The sequence below is a fragment of the Marinobacter sp. AN1 genome (assembly GCF_026013985.1).
Lineage (GTDB): Bacteria > Pseudomonadota > Gammaproteobacteria > Pseudomonadales > Oleiphilaceae > Marinobacter > Marinobacter segnicrescens.
Genome location: NZ_CP110342.1, coordinates 3,507,278 through 3,526,978, shown reverse-complemented (window position 1 = coordinate 3,526,978; position 19,701 = coordinate 3,507,278). Strand labels below are relative to the sequence as shown.

At 61.2% G+C, this 19,701-nt stretch carries 18 protein-coding genes; 7 read left to right on the top strand and 11 right to left on the bottom strand.

Annotated elements, in window-relative coordinates; translation table 11 throughout:
* Positions 1-6: 6 nt before the first annotated feature.
* The 4 genes from LJ360_RS16305 to dksA all read right to left on the bottom strand — a co-directional run bounded on the left by LJ360_RS16305 (position 7) and on the right by dksA (position 4,597).
* Positions 7-2,973 carry a sensor histidine kinase gene (locus LJ360_RS16305; RefSeq protein ID WP_091854336.1) on the bottom strand — a complete coding sequence of 989 codons (2,967 nt, stop codon included), beginning with the start codon at positions 2,971-2,973 and terminating at the stop codon, positions 7-9.
* Positions 2,963-3,139: a hypothetical protein gene (locus tag LJ360_RS16300; protein ID WP_177186087.1), complete on the bottom strand. Its 177-nt coding sequence runs from the start codon at positions 3,137-3,139 to the stop codon at positions 2,963-2,965. Before LJ360_RS16300 ends, LJ360_RS16305 begins: the two co-directional genes overlap by 11 nt.
* A 62-nt stretch (positions 3,140-3,201) precedes the next feature.
* Positions 3,202-4,107: a tRNA glutamyl-Q(34) synthetase GluQRS gene (gluQRS, locus tag LJ360_RS16295; protein ID WP_091854334.1), complete on the bottom strand. Its 906-nt coding sequence runs from the start codon at positions 4,105-4,107 to the stop codon at positions 3,202-3,204.
* A 49-nt stretch (positions 4,108-4,156) separates the two neighbouring features.
* Positions 4,157-4,597, bottom strand: a complete 441-nt coding sequence (gene dksA, locus LJ360_RS16290; RefSeq protein WP_091854333.1) for an RNA polymerase-binding protein DksA — start codon at positions 4,595-4,597, stop codon at positions 4,157-4,159.
* A gap of 140 nt (positions 4,598-4,737) precedes the next feature.
* Between dksA and sfsA the strand changes: the two genes are divergently transcribed.
* Entirely contained in the window at positions 4,738-5,499 is a 762-nt protein-coding gene (sfsA, locus tag LJ360_RS16285) for a DNA/RNA nuclease SfsA (RefSeq protein ID WP_264994472.1), read from the top strand.
* A gap of 31 nt (positions 5,500-5,530) precedes the next feature.
* Here the strand turns inward: sfsA and LJ360_RS16280 are convergent, their stop codons facing one another.
* Positions 5,531-7,114, bottom strand: coding sequence for an AAA family ATPase (locus LJ360_RS16280; RefSeq protein ID WP_091854329.1), 1,584 nt, complete (start codon positions 7,112-7,114; stop codon positions 5,531-5,533).
* Positions 7,115-7,222: 108 nt separating this feature from the next.
* Here LJ360_RS16280 and mrcB point away from each other — a divergent pair, with 108 nt between their 5' ends.
* Positions 7,223-9,547 carry a penicillin-binding protein 1B gene (gene mrcB / locus LJ360_RS16275; RefSeq protein WP_091854328.1) on the top strand — a complete coding sequence of 775 codons (2,325 nt, stop codon included), beginning with the start codon at positions 7,223-7,225 and terminating at the stop codon, positions 9,545-9,547.
* A complete protein-coding gene (locus tag LJ360_RS16270; protein WP_091854326.1) occupies positions 9,544-10,101 on the top strand; it encodes a tetratricopeptide repeat protein in 558 nt (185 codons plus the stop codon). Before mrcB ends, LJ360_RS16270 begins: the two co-directional genes overlap by 4 nt.
* A 54-nt stretch (positions 10,102-10,155) precedes the next feature.
* On the opposite strand, the gene LJ360_RS16265 is transcribed toward LJ360_RS16270, so the two are convergent.
* The gene (locus LJ360_RS16265) at positions 10,156-11,082 is read right to left on the bottom strand and encodes a DUF4382 domain-containing protein (protein ID WP_091854324.1); all 927 of its coding nucleotides are present in this window, start codon (positions 11,080-11,082) and stop codon (positions 10,156-10,158) included.
* A gap of 240 nt (positions 11,083-11,322) precedes the next feature.
* On the opposite strand from LJ360_RS16265, the gene LJ360_RS16260 reads away from it, so the two are divergent.
* The 4 genes from LJ360_RS16260 (at position 11,323) to LJ360_RS16245 (ending at position 14,523) form a co-directional block, all read left to right on the top strand.
* Positions 11,323-11,910: an RNA polymerase sigma factor gene (locus tag LJ360_RS16260; protein WP_245742695.1), complete on the top strand. Its 588-nt coding sequence runs from the start codon at positions 11,323-11,325 to the stop codon at positions 11,908-11,910.
* 10 nt (positions 11,911-11,920) lie between these two features.
* Positions 11,921-12,595: an anti-sigma factor family protein gene (locus LJ360_RS16255; protein ID WP_177186086.1), complete on the top strand. Its 675-nt coding sequence runs from the start codon at positions 11,921-11,923 to the stop codon at positions 12,593-12,595.
* Between the two features lie 53 nt (positions 12,596-12,648).
* Complete coding sequence (locus LJ360_RS16250; RefSeq protein ID WP_143066630.1) at positions 12,649-13,029, top strand: hypothetical protein; 381 nt, start codon at positions 12,649-12,651, stop codon at positions 13,027-13,029.
* A gap of 144 nt (positions 13,030-13,173) precedes the next feature.
* Positions 13,174-14,523 (top strand): tetratricopeptide repeat protein, encoded by a 1,350-nt coding sequence (locus LJ360_RS16245; RefSeq protein ID WP_091854318.1) that lies wholly within the window; start codon positions 13,174-13,176, stop codon positions 14,521-14,523.
* Positions 14,524-14,573: 50 nt separating this feature from the next.
* Here the strand turns inward: LJ360_RS16245 and hemL are convergent, their stop codons facing one another.
* The 5 genes from hemL to LJ360_RS16220 all read right to left on the bottom strand — a co-directional run bounded on the left by hemL (position 14,574) and on the right by LJ360_RS16220 (position 19,603).
* Positions 14,574-15,854: a glutamate-1-semialdehyde 2,1-aminomutase gene (gene hemL, locus LJ360_RS16240; RefSeq protein WP_091854316.1), complete on the bottom strand. Its 1,281-nt coding sequence runs from the start codon at positions 15,852-15,854 to the stop codon at positions 14,574-14,576.
* A gap of 77 nt (positions 15,855-15,931) precedes the next feature.
* Positions 15,932-16,600 (bottom strand): thiamine phosphate synthase, encoded by a 669-nt coding sequence (gene thiE, locus LJ360_RS16235; RefSeq protein ID WP_091854313.1) that lies wholly within the window; start codon positions 16,598-16,600, stop codon positions 15,932-15,934.
* Positions 16,597-17,325: a bifunctional hydroxymethylpyrimidine kinase/phosphomethylpyrimidine kinase gene (gene thiD / locus LJ360_RS16230; protein ID WP_245742694.1), complete on the bottom strand. Its 729-nt coding sequence runs from the start codon at positions 17,323-17,325 to the stop codon at positions 16,597-16,599. Before thiD ends, thiE begins: the two co-directional genes overlap by 4 nt.
* Positions 17,326-17,402: 77 nt before the next feature.
* A complete protein-coding gene (gene hemJ, locus LJ360_RS16225) occupies positions 17,403-17,831 on the bottom strand; it encodes a protoporphyrinogen oxidase HemJ (protein WP_245742692.1) in 429 nt (142 codons plus the stop codon).
* Positions 17,828-19,603, bottom strand: a complete 1,776-nt coding sequence (locus tag LJ360_RS16220; RefSeq protein WP_091854308.1) for a chloride channel protein — start codon at positions 19,601-19,603, stop codon at positions 17,828-17,830. The genes hemJ and LJ360_RS16220 overlap by 4 nt, the downstream gene beginning before the upstream one ends.
* Positions 19,604-19,701 lie beyond the last annotated feature (98 nt).

Here is a 19,701-nt window from a genome sequence, read left to right as displayed (position 1 = left end):
TTTCTGTCATGACCCTTGATTTTCCCCTTCCGGGCCCTCGTCGCTGTCGGCCTCGTAGGCCGGAAGTTTCACGCGCACCAGCGTACCACGCCCACGGGATTTGTCGGCGGGGCTTTCCACATTGATGGTGCCGTAGTGTTCCTCAACGATGCTGTACACCAGCGAAAGTCCGAGGCCCGTACCCTGGCTTGCGCTCTTGGTGGTGTAGAAGGGCTCGAAGATATGATCGAGCTGATCCGGGGGTATGCCTGTGCCCTCATCGGCGACCTCGATGATAGCGGAGTATTCATCCCGGAATCCACCGACCCGGATATGCCCTCCCTCCGGGGAGGCGTCCCGGGCGTTGGCCAGAAGGTTGACGAAGACCTGGACCAGCCGCTGTTCGTCACCCAGTACCATCAGGTCGCCGGGGCATTCATTCAGGTAATCAAGTCCGCGGCCCTTGTCACTCAGCGAAAGCAGGTTGATGGATTCGTCAACACACCGGCGTATCTGTACCGGCTCATAGCGGTTGGCCTGGGCATGGTTGCCGGTGCGAGCAAAGTTCATCAGCGACTGCAGGATATTGGAAATGCGCCGGGTCTGCTGCTGTATCTGATCGGCAGTTTCCAGGATGTCCGGGTTGTCGGTTTCCAGTTTCAGGTTCTGGGCCAGCGAGGAAATACCGGTCACCGGGTTGCCTACCTCGTGGGCGACGCCTGCTGCCAGCCGACCCACTGAGGCCAGGCGTTCGCTGTGCATCAGCTCGTCTTCCAGCAGGCGGGTCTCGGTCTGGTCTTCCACCAGGATGATGCTGCCGCCCTCCGGGTGATCAGGGCCAGCCAGTGCTGCTTTATGAAGGTTCAGCCAATGGGGGCGGCCCTTGAGGTCCAGGCGGTGTTTGTAACGACGCAGGTCAGGCCCGTGGACAAACTCGTCGAGCAGGTCCCGCCAGTGGGGAGGTAGGGCCAGTAGTCGGGCGCCCACTACTTCATCGGCGGTGATGCCGGTCAGCTCTGCCATGGCCTGGTTCCACATCAGGATCTCGCCATCGTCGCCCACAGAGCAGGCGGGAATGGGCAGGTTCTGTAAAGTCTGGCGGTAGTGCCGGCGTAAGTTGTCCAGTTCACCGGCAAGCCCGGTGAGGCGGTTCTCGTACTCACCCAGAGCCCGCTCTACATACTGGATGTCCTGGGCGGTACGACTGCTGGCCATGGGCTTGAAGCTGAGATGACGCTGCACCAGGTCCTGGGCTACCGAGGGGCCCATCAGGCCGGACAGGTTGATCTCGATCTGATCCCGCAGTCGCCTCAGCTGGTAGGGGCGGTACTCCACGGGGGGCAGGTCCAGTTGTTCCAGGGCACGGACCACTTCCCGCTTGGCAACGTTAAAGCCCAGGGGTTCGGCCAGTTGGCGGACAAAGTCCGACGAGGAGGTTGCAATCAGTTCCCGTCGCTGTGGGCGGGAAAGGGCGCCCAGGGAGCAGGCCTGGGCCGCACTGGCCTCTTCCGGGCTGGTGGGGCTGAGAATGGACACCAGGGTAAAGATTACGATGTTCACGCCCAGGCTGATAAACGTAAAAATGTGCCAGTTGTCGTATTCCGGTGTTATAGGCAGCGCGGATACCCAGGTCAGGGGGGCGGTCGCATGGGACAGGGGTAACACCAGTGTCAGTGCCCACAGGATCATCCCTGCGAGCAGCCCGCTCACGAGCCCCTTGCGGTTGCCCTCCGGCCAGTAGATGACGCCCAGCGCCCCGGGCAATAGCTGCAGCATGCCCGAAAGGGCCAGGATGCCCAGGGTAGACAGGTTCAGGTTGCGGCCCATGGCTTCATTGAAAATCAGGGCGGTGAAAATGATGACGGCAATAAGGATCCGCTTGGTCCAGCGCAGCCACCGGTAGATATCGGACTGGTCCCTCGGCGTTCGCAGGGGCAGGACTATGTGGTTGAGCACCATGCCTGCCAGGGCCAGGGTACTTACGATCATCAGGCCGCTGGCAGCTGACAGCCCCGCGACATACATCAGTACGGTCAACCAGGGGCTCCCCAGTGCCTGCGGGATAGTCACTGCGTAGAAAGCCGGCTGGTCGCCGACGGGCATGGCCATGCCGCCCCACAGGATCAGGGGCACCGGCAAACCCAGCAGTAACAGGTATAGCGGTAGCCCCCAGCTGGCCCGGGACAGTGAGCGTGGGCTAGGGTTCTCGCTGAAAATCATATGGTACATATGGGGCAGCACCAGGGCCCCCGCGAAGGACATCAACATCAGTGCCCGCCAGCTGCCATCGTCAATACTCAGGCTGAGGGCGCTTACACCTGAGCCCGGCATGGCCAGCCAGTCTTCCAGTCCCGCGAAGCCATCAAACACCGAGACCAGGATAGTGGCCCCGAGCAGTAGCATGGCGCCGAGCTTGACCAGTGAGTCAAAGGCTATGGCAACCACCAACCCCTGATGGCTGCCGGAAGTCTGGTCCCGGCGGGCCCCGAAGAGCATGGCAAACAGAACCACGATAATGCTGAAAAGGGTGCTTATGGCGTGGGGCGAAGTATCGGGTGCGAGCAGGCTCGCACTGCCTGCCACGGCCTTGATCTGCATGCTCAGGAGCGCCATCAGCGCAATACCTGTGATCAGGGTCACCAGGGTGCCGGCCCACTGGCTGCGATAGCGGAAGGCGAACAGGTCCGCCAGTGAGGTGAGCTGGTAAGCGCGGCTGATACGCATGATGGGATTGAGCAATACCGGCGCCAGCAGGAAGGCGCCGCTGATGCCCAGATAGTAGGCCAGGAAGCCATAGCCGTATTCGGCGGCCACCCCGACCGCACCGAACACGGCCCAGGTGCCCGCGTAGACGCCAAGGCTGAGAGTATAGACCAACGGGTGTCGGACCCAGCGACCGGGCAGCTGGCCCTTCTCGGTGGCATGGGCAATGCCAAAAAGTATCAGAAGGTAACCCAGGCTGATAACCAGTAGAACCGGCAGGCTAAAACTCATTGGGGTCCCGTCGCCATTCCAGCCAGACGCCGACGGCGATCAGGCTGCTCCAGAGCAGGTAGGGGGAATACCAGGCATTGCCTGGTGAAACCCACCAGTCCAGGATATTGGGTGAAAAGATGTAAACAGCCAGAACCAGAAGAAAAACCAGGCGATAGATATACATCGGGTGTTTATCCGGGCCGTCGATTTCGGGGGTTATACCACGGCGGGGGTACGGCTGTCAGGTCAGACTCCCTCCGGGGAGACTGCAGCCGTGTCACAGGTACTACGTTGGGGGATGTCTGTCATCGACCAGTTTTCGAGGGCCCAGTCGAGCACGGTTTGCGGATCAGCCGTAGCAAGAGCTGTTGGTGGCTGCTGGCCCAGGATATTCAGTGCCCGCCACAGGTTCAGGCCAGGCTGTCTGTCGTCCAGTGCCGGGGCGTGGTTCTGCTTGCTCAGTTTCTGCCCCTGGTTGTTCAGGACAACCGGGATATGGGCCCAGGCGGGCGGTGTCCCACCCAGTGCCAGGCAGATCTGTCGCTGTTGGGCAGTGGTCTCCAGGAGGTCCGAACCCCTCACAACCTCGGTAATTCCCTGATCGATATCATCCACAACCACCGCCAGCTGGTAGGCCACGAAACCCTCCTTGCGGATGATTACCGGATCGTCCACTTCCGCCCGTACCAACTGATGCTGCTCGCCCAGAATTCGGTCCTGCCAGTAAGCATCCTCATCCTGCAAGGCAAAGCGGATGGCAATCGGTCGGCCGTGCGTCCGGGATCCGCCTTCGCGGCAGCGCCCGGGATGACGACCACCATTGGCGGCCAGTTCTTTGCGTGAGCAGGCGCAGTAATAGGCGCGGCCCTGTCCGACGAGTTGCTCGGCATGGTGCCGGTACACCTCCAGCCGGGATGATTGCCAGCGCACATTGCCATCGGGGAACAGCCGGTGAGTATCCAGGCTTAGTCGGATCAGGTCGGCCGCCTGGGGGCTTTCCCTCAACGGGTCCAGGTCTTCGATGCGCACCAACCACTGGCCCTGTCGGGTTTTGGCTTCCAGGTAACTGGCGAGGGCAGTTACGAGTGAGCCAAAGTGCAGGGGGCCAGTCGGGGAAGGGGCAAATCGCCCGCGGTAGGATGGGGAGGTCATGGAAACCTTGTCGCGCGGGGCTTACCCCCGCGCCCGGACCCGTTGCCGGTTAGATGCCGGTCTGGCGCTCGCGGATTTCCGCCAGGGTCTTGCAGTCGATGCACAGGGTAGCGGTTGGTCGTGCTTCCAGTCTGCGGATGCCGATTTCCACGCCACACTGGTCACAGAAGCCGTAATCGTCCTTGTCGATGCGGTCGATGGTCTTGTCGATCTTCTTGATCAGCTTTCGCTCCCGGTCACGGGTACGCAGTTCCAGGGAGAATTCTTCCTCCTGGGACGCGCGATCGCTCGGGTCGGCGTAGTTGGCTGCATCTTCCTGCATGTGATGCATCGTGCGGTCCACTTCCTCCATGAGCTCCTGGCGCCACTGCATGAGCAGTTCGCGGAAGTGTTGCAGCATCTCTGGGCTCATGTATTCTTCACCCTTTTTGGCTTCGTAAGGGGTGAAGTTGGTAAAGCGCTCGCGTGCTTTTTCTGCGGTATTTGCCATGTAACCCGGCCTCTTATTGATACTCCAAAAGGACGCAGCTTTTCCGTGCTGTCCTGCGCCCGCCTGCATCAGGAGCTTCGCGGCTCCCCAGGAATCTGCGGAAAATAGCAGATCTGTTGCGGGGGCGCCAGCCTTGTTGTGTGATCCCTGTTCAGCCTACCAACTGCCCCTGGAGACGTCATGGAATTTCCGGAAACCTGATCGAAGGACGCCTGGTCAAACGCTACAAGCGCTTCCTTGCCGATGTACGGCTGGCCAATGGCGAGATCGTGACCGCCCATTGCCCCAATACCGGCTCGATGCTGGGGTGTCAGCCGGATGATGCCCGGGTGTGGTTGAGCCCGGCCACCAACCCGAAACGCAAGCTGCGTTATACCTGGGAGCTGGTCGAGACCGGGCCGGGGGTGTTGGCCTGCGTGAATACCGGGCGTCCCAATGCCCAGGCGAGGGACGCGATTGAAGCCGGTCGGATACCCTCCCTGGCAAACTATTCCCTGGTGCGGGCAGAGGTCCGTTATGGTTCTGAAAACAGTCGCATCGACCTGCACCTGTCGGGCCATCCCGTGCAGCCGGACGCCTGGGTGGAGGTGAAGAATGTCACTCTGTGCGAGGGGGGCGTTGCCTGCTTCCCGGATGCGGTCACCTTGCGGGGTCAGAAGCACCTGCGCGAACTGATGGAAATGGTGAGTGCCGGTGACCGGGCCGTGCTGCTGTTCTGCGTGAATCACACTGGGGCCCGCGAAGTCAGGCCGGCGGACCATATTGATCCTGCCTATGGTGATCTGTTGCGCAAGGCCGCCGGGGCGGGGGTGGAGTTGATCGCCTGGCAGGCCGACCTTGCGGGGCCGGACGGCCCATCCGGCAGCCTGACCCTGGTGCGGGAGCTGCCGGTGGTTTTGTGACAGGTCGAAGTCGATGTTAGCGGCAGAAGGCTCAGCCTTCCGGGTTCATCCCGAAGTGGGCCCTGATACGGTGGGCCAACTCTCCCGCCGCCAGCGCTTCGTCGGTATGAATGTGGACGGTGTGGGTTTTCTCCACCTCAGAGAGGGGTTCTTCCCACTGCCTCTGCTGTTCCAACAGGGTTTCGTCAGCTTCTGACGCGTCGCCCTTGCGGGCCCGGATCCACTCCCGGCGAGTTGCTTCCGGCGCTTCGCAGTGGATGAGGGCGAATGGCAGGGCCAGGTTTTCTGCCACCGAATCCAGCAGCTCCCGCTCGTTTTCCCGCAGGCAGGCGGCATCCACGATCACGCCAAAGCCAGCCTGCAATAATTGCCTGGAAAGGTCCGCCAGGCGATGGTAGGTCTTGCGGTTGTTCTCTTCACTGTAAAGCTCCTCGCCAATGCTGGAGCCGGAGCTGTCCAGCGGACCAAGGCCAGCCAGGCGCTTGCGTTCCACGTCGGAGCGCAGGCGGATCAGTCCGAGCTCGCTGGCCAGGGCATGGCTGACGGTGGATTTGCCGCTGGCTGACAGCCCGGTGGTCGCCAGCAGGTAGGGGTTGGGGATTCCTGTGTACTGCTCGGCCAGGTTGGCGTAGTCACGATATTTCTGCAGCAGGGCTTCCTTTTCTGCTTCTGACAGCCCGGGGTTGCCCCGCGTGAACAGCGCGATCTTTGCCCTCACCATGGCGCGATAGGCTTTGTACAGCGGAAGCAGCTCAATGCCATCAAAGTCGCCACGCCATTCCAGGTAGGCGTTCAGGGTATGGCTGGCGAGGGCAAATTCACGGCGGGACTCCAGGTCCATCAGCAGGAATGCCAGGTCATTGATTACATCGATCCAGCGGAAAGGTTCGCTGAACTCGATACAGTCAAAGACGGTAACCTTCTCCTGGTAGACCGTGATATTGGCCAGGTGCAGATCGCCGTGGCACTCGCGCACGTAGCCGTCGGCCCTGCGCCGGGCGATGACGTCCTGCTGGCGCTCGAAGGTACTGCGGGTCCAGTCTTCAAGCGCGGTGAGTTGGTCTTCCAGTACCTGGTCGCTACCCAGCAGTGGGCGAATCTGGTCAAAGTTTTCCTGCATCGCGGCAAACACGGCCGCCGGCGTGCCCAGCGGTTTTTCCTCAGGTACGGGCGGCAAGGTGTCGTGGAACCGGGCAACCTGCTCTGCCAGCTCACTCAGCCGCTCCGGGGACAGCTGTCCTCGTTCCTGCAGTCCATTAAACAGCTGGTCCTGCCGGAACTGTCGCATGCGGATAGCGTATTCGAACGGCTCCCCGGCTCCGTTCAGCGCAGGTTGCTCCGGGCTGCCGGTAATGGGAACGACGTCCAGGTAGATTGAAGGCGCCAGGCGCTGGTTGAGGCGCACCTCCTCTTCACAGAAGTGCCGCCGCTTTTCCAGGGTGGAGAAATCCAGGAAGCCGAAATCCATGGGCTTCTTGATCTTGTAGGCGTAGTCACCGGTGAGGACGACCTGAGAGATATGGGTTTCCAGTACCTGGAAGCTGTCGACCGGGTGGTCGTAAAGGGCCGGGTCCTGCAGGTTCTCGATCAGGTTGGTCGCCGGGGCGTCGCTCACGGTGTGCTCCTTGGTCGTTTGAGGGCTGCACTATGATAGCGGGCACATTACACAAATAACATACGGGGCCGATGACGCCTGAGGGTACGGTTTGGTTATAATCCGCGAATGCCAAAGAAATCACCCGCCAAGAGAAAGAAAAGCCAACCCCGCAAGTCCCGCCCCACCTTCCGGCAGCGTTTGTGGTCGTTGGGCTGGCGGCTGGGCCTTGTCATGCTGGTGCTGCTGGCCGGCTGGATGGTCTACCTGGACGCCCTTGTCACCTCCCGTTTCGAGGGGCGGCGTTTCGAGGTGCCCTCACGGGTCTATGCCAGGCCGCTGGAGCTCTATGATGGCGCGGCACTCAGTGCGGATGCCTTAGGTCAGGAGCTGGAACTGGCCGGTTACCGAAGTGGCGACGGGAGCCGCCCGGGCACCTGGCAGCAGAGCGGCAATCGGTTCTTGATCAGTACCCGGGGCTTTGACTTCGCCGACGGCGAGGAGCCCCGTCGTCGTCTCTCCCTTACGGTGTCCGGTGGTCGTGTCAGCGGGTTCAGGGTCCTGGAGGGTGGCAGCTCACCCATTGTTCGCCTGGAGCCGGCGGAGATCGGAGGTATTTACCCGGCCCACCGGGAAGACCGGGTGCTGGTCAGCCTGGAAGATGCGCCCCCGTTATTCGAAGAAGCCCTGCTCACTACAGAAGACAGGGATTTCTATGATCACTTGGGTATTGCACCCCTGTCGATCGCCCGCGCCATGCTTGCCAATATCAAGGCTGGCCGCGTCGTCCAGGGTGGCAGCACCCTGACCCAGCAGTTGGCCAAGAACCTCTACCTGAGCCGGGACCAGACCCTGATCCGCAAGGGCAACGAGGCCTTGATGGCCCTGTTACTGGAGTGGCACTACGACAAGCGGGATATCCTGGAGACCTACCTCAATGAGGTTTACCTGGGACAGGCGGGCAGCCGCAGTATTAATGGCTTCGGCCTCGCCTCGCAGTTCTATTTCCGCAAACGGTTCCAGGACCTGGAGTTGCATGAATCCGCATTGCTGGTTGGCATGGTCAAGGGTCCAAGCTACTACGACCCTCGACGCCATCCGGAGCGTGCGTTAGCCCGTCGGAACCTGGTAATCGACCTGCTGGTGGAAGTCGGAGCGGTGGAGCGGACATCGGCCGAAAGGGCCCGGTCAGCCCCGCTGGACGTGGCGGCCCGTCCTTCCTGGTCAGAGAATCGATATCCTGCCTTTATTGACCTGGTTCGCCGCCACCTGGCCCGTGACTACCGCCAGGAGGACCTTCAGACCGAAGGTCTGCGTATATTCACCACCCTGCACCCTGCCATTCAGGAGCAGGCAGAACGGGTCACTTCCCAGACGCTGGATCAGCTTGACCGGGGTTCGTCGAATACCCGGCTGGAAGCCGCGATGGTGGTTACCTCCCGTGACAGCGGCGAGGTCCTCGCCCTTGTGGGGGGGCGTGATGCCGGGTTTGCAGGCTTCAACCGGGCCCTCGATGCGAGGCGCCCCATCGGATCCCTGGTGAAGCCCTTTGTATACCTGACAGCGCTTTCGCAGCCCGATCGCTATACCCTCATCACCCCGGTGAAGGACGCGGGGCTGGCGCTGGAATTCGAGAACGGCCAGCGCTGGGAGCCCAGCAACTTCGACCACAAACAACGTGGCGACGTGCCACTGCACCAGGCGCTGTCCCGGTCATGGAACCTGCCAACCGTGCGGGTCGGGCTGGACGTCGGTGTGCCGGCGGTAACCGAAACCCTGCAGGCCTTTGGTGTGACCTCGGATATCAACCGTTATCCGTCCATGCTGTTGGGTTCGGTGACCATGGAACCGGTGGCCGTGGCCCAGGCCTATCAGGGCCTGGCAACCTCCGGGTTCAATGCGCCACTGAGAACCATACGTGACGTCACCGACGCAGAAGGTGAAGCACTGAGTCGTTACCAGCTCGAGGTCAACCAGGTCGCGGACCCGGCTGCGGTCCACCTGGTGCAGTACGCCATGCAGGAAGTCATGCGTGAGGGTACAGGGCGCTCGGCGTACCGGACCATTCCGGAAAGCCTGGGGCTGGCGGGCAAAACCGGTACCACCGACGATGGCCGTGACAGCTGGTTTGCCGGCTTCAGTGGCGACCTGCTGGCGGTGGCGTGGGTGGGGCGCGACGACAACGGGCCGACTTCACTGACCGGCGCCACCGGCGCCCTGCCTATCTGGACCCGTTTTATGGCATCCATTCCCCAGCACAGCTTTTCCCCGGTGGTCCCCGATGGCGTACAGTATCACTGGGTAAACAGCGAAAGGGGTGTGCTCACCGATGAACATTGCGAGAATGCCCGCTTGATACCGTTTATTGTCGGAAGCGAGCCGCAAACCTTCGAAGGTTGTGGCGGCGATTTCTCACGACGCCTGCGTGGCTGGTTTGAAGGGTTGTTCCAATGAGTCAGACATTTCGAAATTTTCTGCTTGTGAGCGTGTTGTCGGCGGGCCTTGCTGGCTGCGCATCGGATATCTATGCACCCCCGGGGGGCGGTGACCGTAGCCCACAACCGGCGCCCCAGCCGCCAACGGTGGAAGATGAGGAGCAGCGTGATTCCCCGCGCCTGTCAGAACAGCCGGAAGAAGATACCCGGGAACGGGCGCCTGGGCCGGGTTACCAGGAGCAGGGGGATGACCTGTCCCCCGCCGCTGTCAGCCTGATCGAACGGGCCGACGCCCTGATGGCCGATGGCCAGCCTGAAGCCGCCCTGAGTCAGCTCGAACGGGCTCAGCGAATCTCGCCACGGTCCGCCCAGGTCTACTTCAAGCTGGCCGAAGCCTACGCCCGTACAAACAACCTGGGGACCGCAGAACAGTTCACCATGAAAGGGCTGTCGTTGGCCGGTTCCAACACTCGACTACAGAAAAGCGGCTGGGAGCTGCTGGCCAGTATCCGGCACGAGCGGGGCAATGTAGCCGGTGCCGAGCAGGCTGAGCGGCGGGCCAGTCAGCTCTAAACGAAAAAGCCCCTGCGGGGCAGGGGCTGTCACATCAGGCCTTACTGATTGGACTTAATCGCTGGGAATGGTTGCCGCGGTGGTGGTTTCACCGGCCTCAATAGTTACCTGCTGAGTACCGACGAAGGTAAGATCATCAGACGCTTCATTGTCGTCAATCTGGCAACTGTAGCTGACCGTGTATTCTCCTGCCGGTAGGAACGCAGCGATGTAGCTGTAGAGCGAGTCCCCGCCGTCCTGGTTGACCGGCACAACAACCAGCGGTTGGGTTTCTGCTTCGTCGCCGGTCAAAGTGACGTTCAGGTCAGTCAGGTTTTCCTCGGTGACTGTTCCCGTATAAACGTAGACGGCCCCCTCATAGTTGCAGCCCAACGTCTCATCCTGATTCAGCGTGGCGTAGTCCACTTCGCCAACCAGCGTGCCTACTTCACTGTTGTCTACCAACCGCAGAACAGGCTTCAGAAGGTATTGATCCTGGCCGGGTGGATAAACCAGCGATTTGCGTACGTCAAAGTCGATGGTGAAACTTACCTCTCCACCTGCCGGCACGACGAACCCGGATGTTTGAAGGCCTCGCTGGTCGCCGGACGGAACTCGGAGATTTTCCACGCCGCCTTCATCGGTCAGAACACTGAACTCAGACTGCTCGCCGAGTTGCAGCCTCATCCAGCTATAATCTCCCGCCGGCACATCTTCAGAAGTGACCAGGGCTTCCACTGCGCCTCCTTGAAGGTCCAGCAGATTGAGGTTTGCGGGTTCTTCCAGTGTTAAGGAAACCCTTTCACCATCAGCAGGTTGAAGAACAAGGCCGGTCACAACGATATTGACCTCGCTGACGCCATCGACGGGTGCATCGGTCAGTCCGACCGACATCGACCCGGTTGAAGCCGTGGAGTCACTGCTACTGTCGCCGCCACCACAGGCTGCAACAGCCGCCGCCAGTGCGGTAACACCAAAAGTCTTGATCAGCGCATACTTCATGAAACCTCCGTCGGGTAAGGACCCGGTTTGTATCCCTTGGTTGGCTATGGCAGTGCGGGCTCCTGGTCCGGAAAATCCGCGCACCTGTTGGTATAACGCTTTGATGGAGGTCAGGGTTCCAGCGGGTTGTATTACAAGATGTTCAAGGTGCGAGTATTCTCCCTGACGGTCGTGGTCAACGCACAGGGTGTTTTTTTCTGTTATAAAGCGCGTTCAAACACGCATCCACAGGTCGTAATCGTGGCGCTGATCCCCTTCCGACGTTCCCGGGCCCGAAAATTTGAAGACTCTGTCCGGCCCTGGCTCGATGGCATGTACCGGTTTGCCTATCGACTGACGGGGCAACGGGAAGACGCGGAGGACCTGGTCCAGGAGGTATTGACAAAACTGTACCCGCAGGCCGAGAAGTTGTATGCGGTTGAACGGCCGGGTGCCTGGCTTAACCAGGTTCTCTACCGCCACTTCATTGACCTGACACGCAAGCACGGTCGTCAGGCCGATCGCCCTGCCTCCGCTCTCATGTCTGAGGACGCCAGCCGTGAATTTCTGGACAGCCTGGTGGACAGTGGTGTCGACCCGGAGGGGCAGCTGGAAATAACGCGGTTGCAACAGGCAGTGGCGACCGCGCTGGACAGCCTGTCGCCGGACCAGCGCACACTGCTGGTGCTGCACGAAGTCGACGGCTGGCGCCAGGAAGATATTGCGGAGGTACTGGGTATCGCGGAGGGTACCGTCAAGTCACGACTGCACCGTTGCCGGGCCAGTCTGAGGAAAAACATGGTGGCCGGACTGGAACCTTTTATGCAGGGCCGACGTGTTGGTAAATGAGGTGATGGAAATGACTAGCTGCCAGCAGAGCCACGAGTTGATTGACCAGTGCGTGACCGGCGCCATTGCTCCGGCCGACGCACTTGCCCTTGAGCGTCACCTGGCCGGCTGCCCCCTGTGTGCTCGTCGTTTACGGTGGCATCAGTGCATTACTGACGAACTCGCAAACCAGGCTCGTGTGCCCGAGCCGTCCGCGGATTTCGAGGCCCGGGTGCTTGCAGCTGCCACCGGGCGTGCTCATCCGAATGCCCGCCGTCGCTGGCTGGCCCCGGTAGCGGGAAGTGCCGTGGCAGCGGCGCTGGTGTTGGGGCTCGTGCTTGGTACGGGCACGTGGACCGGCGCCCCGAGGCAGGCATCTGACGATGAGCGAGCTGTGCCCCCGGTGCCGCGTGAGCAGACCGTCAGGCTGGCCTTTACTTCCGGCTCCGAGCTGGACAATGTCAGCCTTACGCTGGAGTTGCCGGCCCATGTAGAGCTGGCCCGTTTTCCCGGCCATCAGACGTTGACCTGGCAGGTAGACCTGAAGCCCGGGGATAACGTGATTGCGTTGCCACTGCGCATTGCCTACCCGGAGGCAGGCGAAATAGTCGCCCGCCTGGATGACGGTCGTAATACCAGGACATTTCGTGCCGCTATACCCAGCATCGGCAAGTCAGAGGAATCAGAACGGGGGCCTTCATCATGAGCAGGATTCTGCGGACACCGTCCGTCGCTTTCGCGCTGGCGACGATTGGTCTGGTGGCCCCCGGTAGTCTGCTAGCCCAGGGTAATGATGACTTGGATGTCACCATGCGCATGGTGGTTGACGATGCGGAGCTGAAGGACCGGGTCATTCAGGAACTCCAGCTGCCCGAGCCGCCGGCCGGAGCCCTGCCGAAAAATAGTGAAGGGCGTCCGGGTCGGACGGAGGATCTCCGCGAGCAAGGGCGCGAGCTTGGGCGTCAGATCTCCGAAGAGGCCAGGGGGCGGCGCGAGGAGCGATCCCCTGTCGGCCGTGGCAACGCGCCTGAATTTCCGCCCGCCGACTTTCCGGGCAGGGGGCGCACTGATCGCCCCACACCAGGGATGCAGCCTGACGACCGGCCAGGTTCTGGTCGCGAACCGGGCGGGCGCCCCTGACCAGTCCCGGGTCTTTCGCTGGCACGCTTTATGTTCGCTCAAGGCGTCGTTTGCCGCCGGCCTGATACTTGGGCCTGCCTGCCGCCCTGCTATACTCGCCTGACCCTACTCCATCGATTGTCATAACCGAGCCGGGAGATCTGTTTGTCGCGTCTGCTTTTCCTGCTCCTGACCGGCCCGCTGCTGATGGTGGCTTTGCCGTCCCTTGCAGCGCCGGGTGATACCGCTGACACAGATGCCTGGCAGTTGCTGCAGGAAGGTGTCGGCGCGTTTGAGAGGGGAGAGCTGGCACAGGCCCGCCGCCTGCTGGAGCAGGCCCGGGAAAGTGGCCTGGAGTCCAGTGCCCTCTACTACAACCTGGGCGTCCTCTATTACCGGGTCGGTGATTATCGGCGTTCGCGGCAGGCATTCCGTCAACTGCTGGGCACCGAACATGAGGATCTGGCGGGCTACAACCTTGGATTGGTCGCCCTGGCGGAAGGTGACGAGAAGATGGCCCGGGTGTGGTTCGGGCAGGTGTTTGATACCGCAGGGCAGGAGAAACTTCGCCGCCTGGCCGGGCGGCAATTGCAGATCCTGAACCAGACTCAGTCCCCGGCGCCAGCGTATTGGCTGGGTTTGGTCGCCCTGAGCGGCGGTTACGAAAGCAACCTCGCCCTGAGGCCCGACAGTGCGGCATCGGACCTGTCTGATGGCTTCACGGATGTATTGCTGGCCGGCCGTGGTCCTGTGCTGCCTCTCGGAGCGACCGGGGGGAGTTCTGCAGAGGCAGTCCAGCTATCGGCCAGCGTCTTTCGGCGTCACTATCATACTGAACGCGACTTCATTACGGATGCCGCCCAGCTCGGCGTGTCCTGGGTTTCCCGGGGTGTGGCGGAGCGTTATGAGATCGGTGTGGAGCAGCGTTTTTTCCGGGAGGGAGGCGATTCCCGGGAGCTTCATACCGCACTGGTACTCAAATACCAGCAGGATAGCTGTGCAGACGACTATCTGGGCGGCCGGTGTCAGCTTGCCCTGGAAGCCTCATACGTTCGTCCGTTTGATGGGTTCGAGCCGTATGAGGGTATGCGCTACGAAGCAGTGGCAAGCTACCACCATCGCTGGGCCCGGTGGCAGGCCGCCGGGAGCCTGGGGCTGGAGTTCAACCGGCGTGAGGACCTTGCCGGTGACGGGCAGTTCGCCAGCCTGTCACCCCGACGCCAGGAGCTTGGTCTGGAACTGAGCTACCTGGGCTGGGCTGCCTGGATCTTGGGTGGTGGACTGGGCTACCGCTACAGTGATTATCCGGACCCCTATCAGATTACGTCCGACATCGGCTGGGAGTCAGGACGTCGGGTGGATCACCGTTACTCCGTCGAGCTGACAGCGGAGTATTTCCTTACTCAGAGCTGGTCTGTTGTGGCAGCAGCGAGCCATCACAGCAACGACAGCTCACTGCACCAGTATGATTACGATAACGAGGTTTATCGCCTGGGCATTGATTACCTGTTCTAATCGGCCCGATCGGGGAGCTGCCGGACTGTTGCACGCTCCCCGTTCAGGACTCACAAGGTAGCCATGACCTTTCTTGCAGCTGCAATGGTGGCTTCGATGTCCTCATCGCTGAGGGCCGCACTGGTAAAGCCGGCCTCAAAGGCGGACGGTGCCAGGTAAACGCCTTCTTTCAGCATCCCCTGGAAAAAGGCCTTGAAACGCTCAACGTCGCAGTTCATGACCTGGTCAAACCGTGTGACCTCGGGCTCGTCCGTGAAGAACAGGCCGAACATGGCGCCGGCGCTTTGCACCGTCAGAGGGATGCCCGCTTCGTCGGCGGCTTTTTTCAGGCCGTCGCAAAGGGTGCGGGTTTTCGCCGTCAGCCTGTCGTGGAAGCCGGTTTCGGAAATCAGGTTCAGGGTGGTCAGCCCGGCGGTCATCGCCAGCGGGTTGCCGGACAGGGTGCCCGCCTGGTAGACGGGGCCCAGCGGAGAGATGTGTTCCATGATCTCCCGCTTGCCGCCGAAGGCACCAACCGGTAGGCCACCGCCAATCACCTTGCCAAGGGCGGTCAGGTCCGGGGTAATGCCGTAATGGCCCTGGGCGCCGCCGAGTGAAACCCGGAAGCCGGTCATCACTTCATCAAAGATCAGCACTGTACCGTGCTGGTCGCAAACTTCCCGCAGGGACTCCAGGAAGCCTGGTACCGGTGGAATGCAGTTCATGTTACCGGCCACCGGCTCCACGATAATCGCAGCCACCTGGTCTCCGATCTCCTCGAAGGTTTTGCGAACTCCCTCTATGTCGTTGTAGGTCAGGGTAATGGTATGTTCTGCCAGGCTGGCGGGGATGCCGGGTGAGTTGGGTACGCCCAGGGTCAGGGCACCGGAGCCCGCCTTTACCAACAGTGAGTCCACGTGGCCGTGATAGCAGCCTTCAAACTTTACGATCTTGTCCCGACCGGTATAGCCCCGGGCCAGGCGAATGGCGCTCATGGTGGCTTCGGTGCCGCTGTTGACCATGCGGACCAGTTCGATGGAAGGCACCAGTTCGCAGACCTTCATCGCCATCTCGGTTTCGATGGCGGTTGGCGCACCGTAGCCTACGCCCAGTTCGATCTGGGTATGCAGGGCCTGCTTGATGTGCTCGTTGGAGTGCCCGACGATCATGGGTCCCCAGGAGCCCACGTAGTCAATGTAGCGACGGTCATCCTCGTCATACAGGTAGGCACCTTCGGCGTGTTTGAAGAAGATTGGAGAGCCGCCCACGCCCTTGAAGGCGCGTACCGGGGAATTCACACCACCGGGGATGTATTTCTGGGCCTGCTCGAACAGGGTCTCGGAATGGGTCATCTGTAGGCTCCTTGATGGTCGCCGGGGAAAGTTGGTAGTCCGGTCAGGACTCGGCAGTGAGAGTGACCGCAATGCTATCAGAGTTTGAAAAGAGGGTGGTGCTCGGCAAACAGCCGGGTGAATGCCCTGGCCCGTGATTCGATCTGCTCGCTGCTCCCGGCGAACAGGCCGCCGACAACGGCCAGAAGGTCTGCCCCGGACTGGATCAGCGACGCGCCGTTATCCGTGGTTACCCCGCCAATGGCGGTACGTGGCAGGTTCAGGTCTGCCGCCTTGCCCAAAATTACCGCTTCGGCCCGGGGTGCTCCCGGTTTGGTCTCTGAGGTGAAGAACCGGCCGAATGCCAGGTAATCCGCGCCCCTTGTACGGGCCGTCTCTGCCAGGGCGAGATCGCCGTGGCAGGTGACGCCGATAATGGCGTCGGGCCCCAGGATGTGGCGGGCTGTTTCAATGGATCCATCGGTCTGCCCCAAATGAACCCCGTCGGCGCCACATTGCTGAGCCAGGTAAGGGTCATCGTTTATGATCAGCGGAACACCTTCCCTCTGGCAAAGTTCGGTCAGTGCTGTTGCCTGTCGGAGCTTGTCCGCTGTATTGAGGTCCTTTTCCCGGTACTGGATCAGTACGGCACCGCCTCGAATGGCGGCAGCTACACCGGCCACCAGCTGGTGATCCGGCAGCAAGCGGCTGTCAGTGATGGCATAAAGGCCCGGGCGCAGGCCCTTGGCGAAAACAGGTCCTGTCATCCCTGAGCTGCCCAGGTCACACCCCGGTCAGGCACGGGTTGCCCGTGACCAACCGCAAGCGCGTGGTTAATGGCGCCACTGACAAACCGCTGAGCCTGCTCAATGGCATCTTCGAGGGATAGTCCGGCCGCTCGCCCCGCGGCAATGGCTGCGGCCAGGGTGCACCCCGTGCCATGGTACTCGCCGCCTACCCGTTCAATTTGCCAGGATTTTTCCGCCTGGTCCTGGCGGTAGAGTGTGTTGGTGATGAACTCACCGATACCGTGGCCGCCGGTAGCAAGCACGCCCTGGCAGCCCCCGTCCAGCAGGTGCCGCGCGCTGTCTCGCTGGTCTTCAAACCCGCCAAGCTGCGTCAGCTCGATACCGTTGGGGGTAATGACTTCGGCCCGCGCGAAGAGGCGCTGCTGCATGGCGCTGAGGAGTTCATCGTCAGCCAGGTCACCGCCGCCCGCTGCCTTGATGACCGGGTCGACTATCAGCGGGAGCAATGTGTGCTGGTCCAGAAAATCCGCCACTGCATTGACCACCGCAGCATTGCCCAGGGCGCCCGTCTTGACGGCATCGATCCGGCAATCTGCCGCGAGGTACTCCAGTTGCTGCCGAACCAGGTCGGCGTCCACCGCCTCGGCGTTATAAACATTGCGGGTGTCCTGCACCGTCAGGCAACTCAGTACCGGCAGGGGGTGACAGCCAAGGGCGGTGGTGGCCTGTATGTCGGCCTGCACGCCCGCTCCGCCAGACGGGTCCAGTCCGGAAACGATCAGAACCTGGGGGCGTTGATGTAGGTTGATGGCGTAACTCCTCAGAATGGTTTGACCACGGCCAGAATGACCACGATAACCAGGACCAGCACCGGCAATTCGTTGAACCAGCGATAGAATACGTGGCTGCGCCGGTTACGGTCATCCCGGAATACCTTGACCAGGTGGCCGCAATAGAAGTGATAGGCGATCAGTAGCGCCACCAGCAACAGCTTGGCGTGCAGCCAGCCCTGACTGAAATAGCCGGATACATTGTAACTCAGGAGCCAGACACCGAAGATCACCGTGGCGACCATGGAGGGAGTGGTGATACCCCGGTACAGCTTGCGCTCCATGACCTTGAACCTCTCCCGCCCTGGCTGGTCCTCACAGGCGGCATGGTAAACGAAGAGTCTTGGCAGGTAGAAGATGCCGGCAAACCAGCAAACCAGGGAAATAATGTGCAGGGTTTTAACCCAAAGCATGGTCAACTCCGTCGGTATTGGTAGTAGCTCTCGATATCGGACTTGAGCACGATACCGTAAATGCGCTGAATCATCGGTGCGACATGACGCTGCACGTAAAGTGCCTCGGCCTGGGTGGATTCGAACTGGTCCAGCGCTTCTTCCAGGGTCGCCTGGTACTGGATCGGGGCAATGTCCCGGCGGTTTGCTGGCATTTCCATCAGGTCGATTACCTCTGGCAGGGATTTGTCCTCCTCCGCCTGTCGGTTTTTCAGGTGCTCAAGGAAGCGTGCCAGGTCCACAGAGGGTAGCAGGGCAGAGGGCCCGTTACTGCCTTCGACAACCAGCCATTTCGGTTCGCTTTTGAGGAGTTCCCGCGCAGCGTCATAGCTGATTTCCCTGTCGATGCGGGTCACGCTACGATCCATGATGGCGCCCACTGAGACCCGGCGTAACGCCTGGATAATGGGTGAGTTCTGGTAACTGAGGCCCTGATTCTGAAGCATGGTCAGGAAGATTGAGCGCTTCGCGAAGACCTCACTGGTCACCAGTGAGGCGGTTGTAATGACCAGCATCCCCGGCAGGATGATGTTCGGATTGCGGGTCAGCTCCATGAGTGCCATTAGTGCCGCCAGCGGGGCCTGGAGAACCGCTCCCATCATTGCGCCCATGCCGAGCATGGCATAGAAGCCCACGGATGATGCCAGCTCAGGCGCTACCATGGCGCCCACCATTCCCATTGCGGCCCCCAGGGTGGCACCCATGAATATCGTGGGGCCAATAATACTGCTGGGCATGCCGAGGCCGACTGTCAGTGCGGTCACGAGCACCTTGGCGAGGCCGGCGCCAAGCAGGATCCAGAACGGCAGTTCACCATGAATCGCAAGGGAAACGGTGTCATAGCCGATGCCCATGACCTCCGGGATGATCAGGGCGAAGGGCATCATGAGGACGCCCGCCGAAACGACTCGCAGAAAAATGGGCCGATGATTGAAACGATTGGCCCAGGAAAGAATGTGGATAAAGCTGGCGGCTGCAATGGCGATCACTACCGCTAGCGCCAGAATCCAGGGGATTTCCAGAAGTGAGTTCATGGTCAGTGCCGGAACCGAGAACGCCGGTTCGCTGCCGTACACGGCCTGGGTGACAATGGCCGCGCTGACCGCTGACAGGATGATTGGGGTGAAGCCGGCGATGGTGTACTCCATCATCACCACTTCCATGGCGAAAATGACGCCAGAGATGGGGGTGTTGAATGAAGCGGATATTGCTGCAGCGCAGCCGCAGGCTACCAGCGTGCGGATGCTGTTATTGGGAAGGCGCATCCACTGGCCCATCAGGCTGGATACCGCTGCACCGAGATGCACTGCAGGCCCTTCCCGACCCGCTGACTGGCCGGTCAGCAGGGTGCCTACCCCGACTGCGAACTGGACCAGTGCACTGCGAAAGGTGATGTAACCCTGGTGGTAGTTCAGGCGCTCCATGACATGGGCCACCCCTACCTTGCGGTCGCGGGATGCAAGCCAGTGCAGGAGCAAGCCGAGCAGGACCGCCCCGCCCAGTGGCAGGAGTGTGCGGGTAAGCATGGCCAGGTCTTCGTAATTCTCGGCGTCGTTTTCCGGCAACAGGTAGCCAAGGGGAAATTCGATGGCGAACCGGAACAGCAGGATAACGGCGCCGGTAAAGACCCCAGAGAGCAAGCCGAGCAGCGCCAGTTGCGGCAGGGCATCTACTCCGGCCAGTCTCCGGCGGAATCCGGGTATCAGCCTGTCGCTCAGTTTCTGTTTCAGATCGTTCATTACATCGCCGCTGCACACCGCCGTTTCAGCAAGTTAGGACGCATTGTAACCGGCCCTGCCGCCTCTGCAATAAGACACTGGTTTATCATGGTAGACTA

Excerpts from the sequence above, each read along its gene's own strand:
- hemL (WP_091854316.1), bottom strand. The coding sequence starts at position 15,854 with ATGACCCATTCCGAGACCCTGTTCGAGCAGGCCCAGAAATACATCCCC.
- LJ360_RS16220 (WP_091854308.1), bottom strand. The coding sequence starts at position 19,603 with ATGAACGATCTGAAACAGAAACTGAGCGACAGGCTGATACCCGGATTC.
- dksA (WP_091854333.1), bottom strand. The coding sequence starts at position 4,597 with ATGGCAAATACCGCAGAAAAAGCACGCGAGCGCTTTACCAACTTCACC.
- LJ360_RS16265 (WP_091854324.1), bottom strand. The coding sequence starts at position 11,082 with ATGAAGTATGCGCTGATCAAGACTTTTGGTGTTACCGCACTGGCGGCG.
- LJ360_RS16300 (WP_177186087.1), bottom strand. The coding sequence starts at position 3,139 with ATGTATATCTATCGCCTGGTTTTTCTTCTGGTTCTGGCTGTTTACATC.
- gluQRS (WP_091854334.1), bottom strand. The coding sequence starts at position 4,107 with ATGACCTCCCCATCCTACCGCGGGCGATTTGCCCCTTCCCCGACTGGC.
- LJ360_RS16255 (WP_177186086.1), top strand. The coding sequence starts at position 11,921 with ATGACTAGCTGCCAGCAGAGCCACGAGTTGATTGACCAGTGCGTGACC.
- LJ360_RS16270 (WP_091854326.1), top strand. The coding sequence starts at position 9,544 with ATGAGTCAGACATTTCGAAATTTTCTGCTTGTGAGCGTGTTGTCGGCG.
- LJ360_RS16305 (WP_091854336.1), bottom strand. The coding sequence starts at position 2,973 with ATGAGTTTTAGCCTGCCGGTTCTACTGGTTATCAGCCTGGGTTACCTT.
- thiE (WP_091854313.1), bottom strand. The coding sequence starts at position 16,600 with ATGACAGGACCTGTTTTCGCCAAGGGCCTGCGCCCGGGCCTTTATGCC.
- mrcB (WP_091854328.1), top strand. The coding sequence starts at position 7,223 with ATGCCAAAGAAATCACCCGCCAAGAGAAAGAAAAGCCAACCCCGCAAG.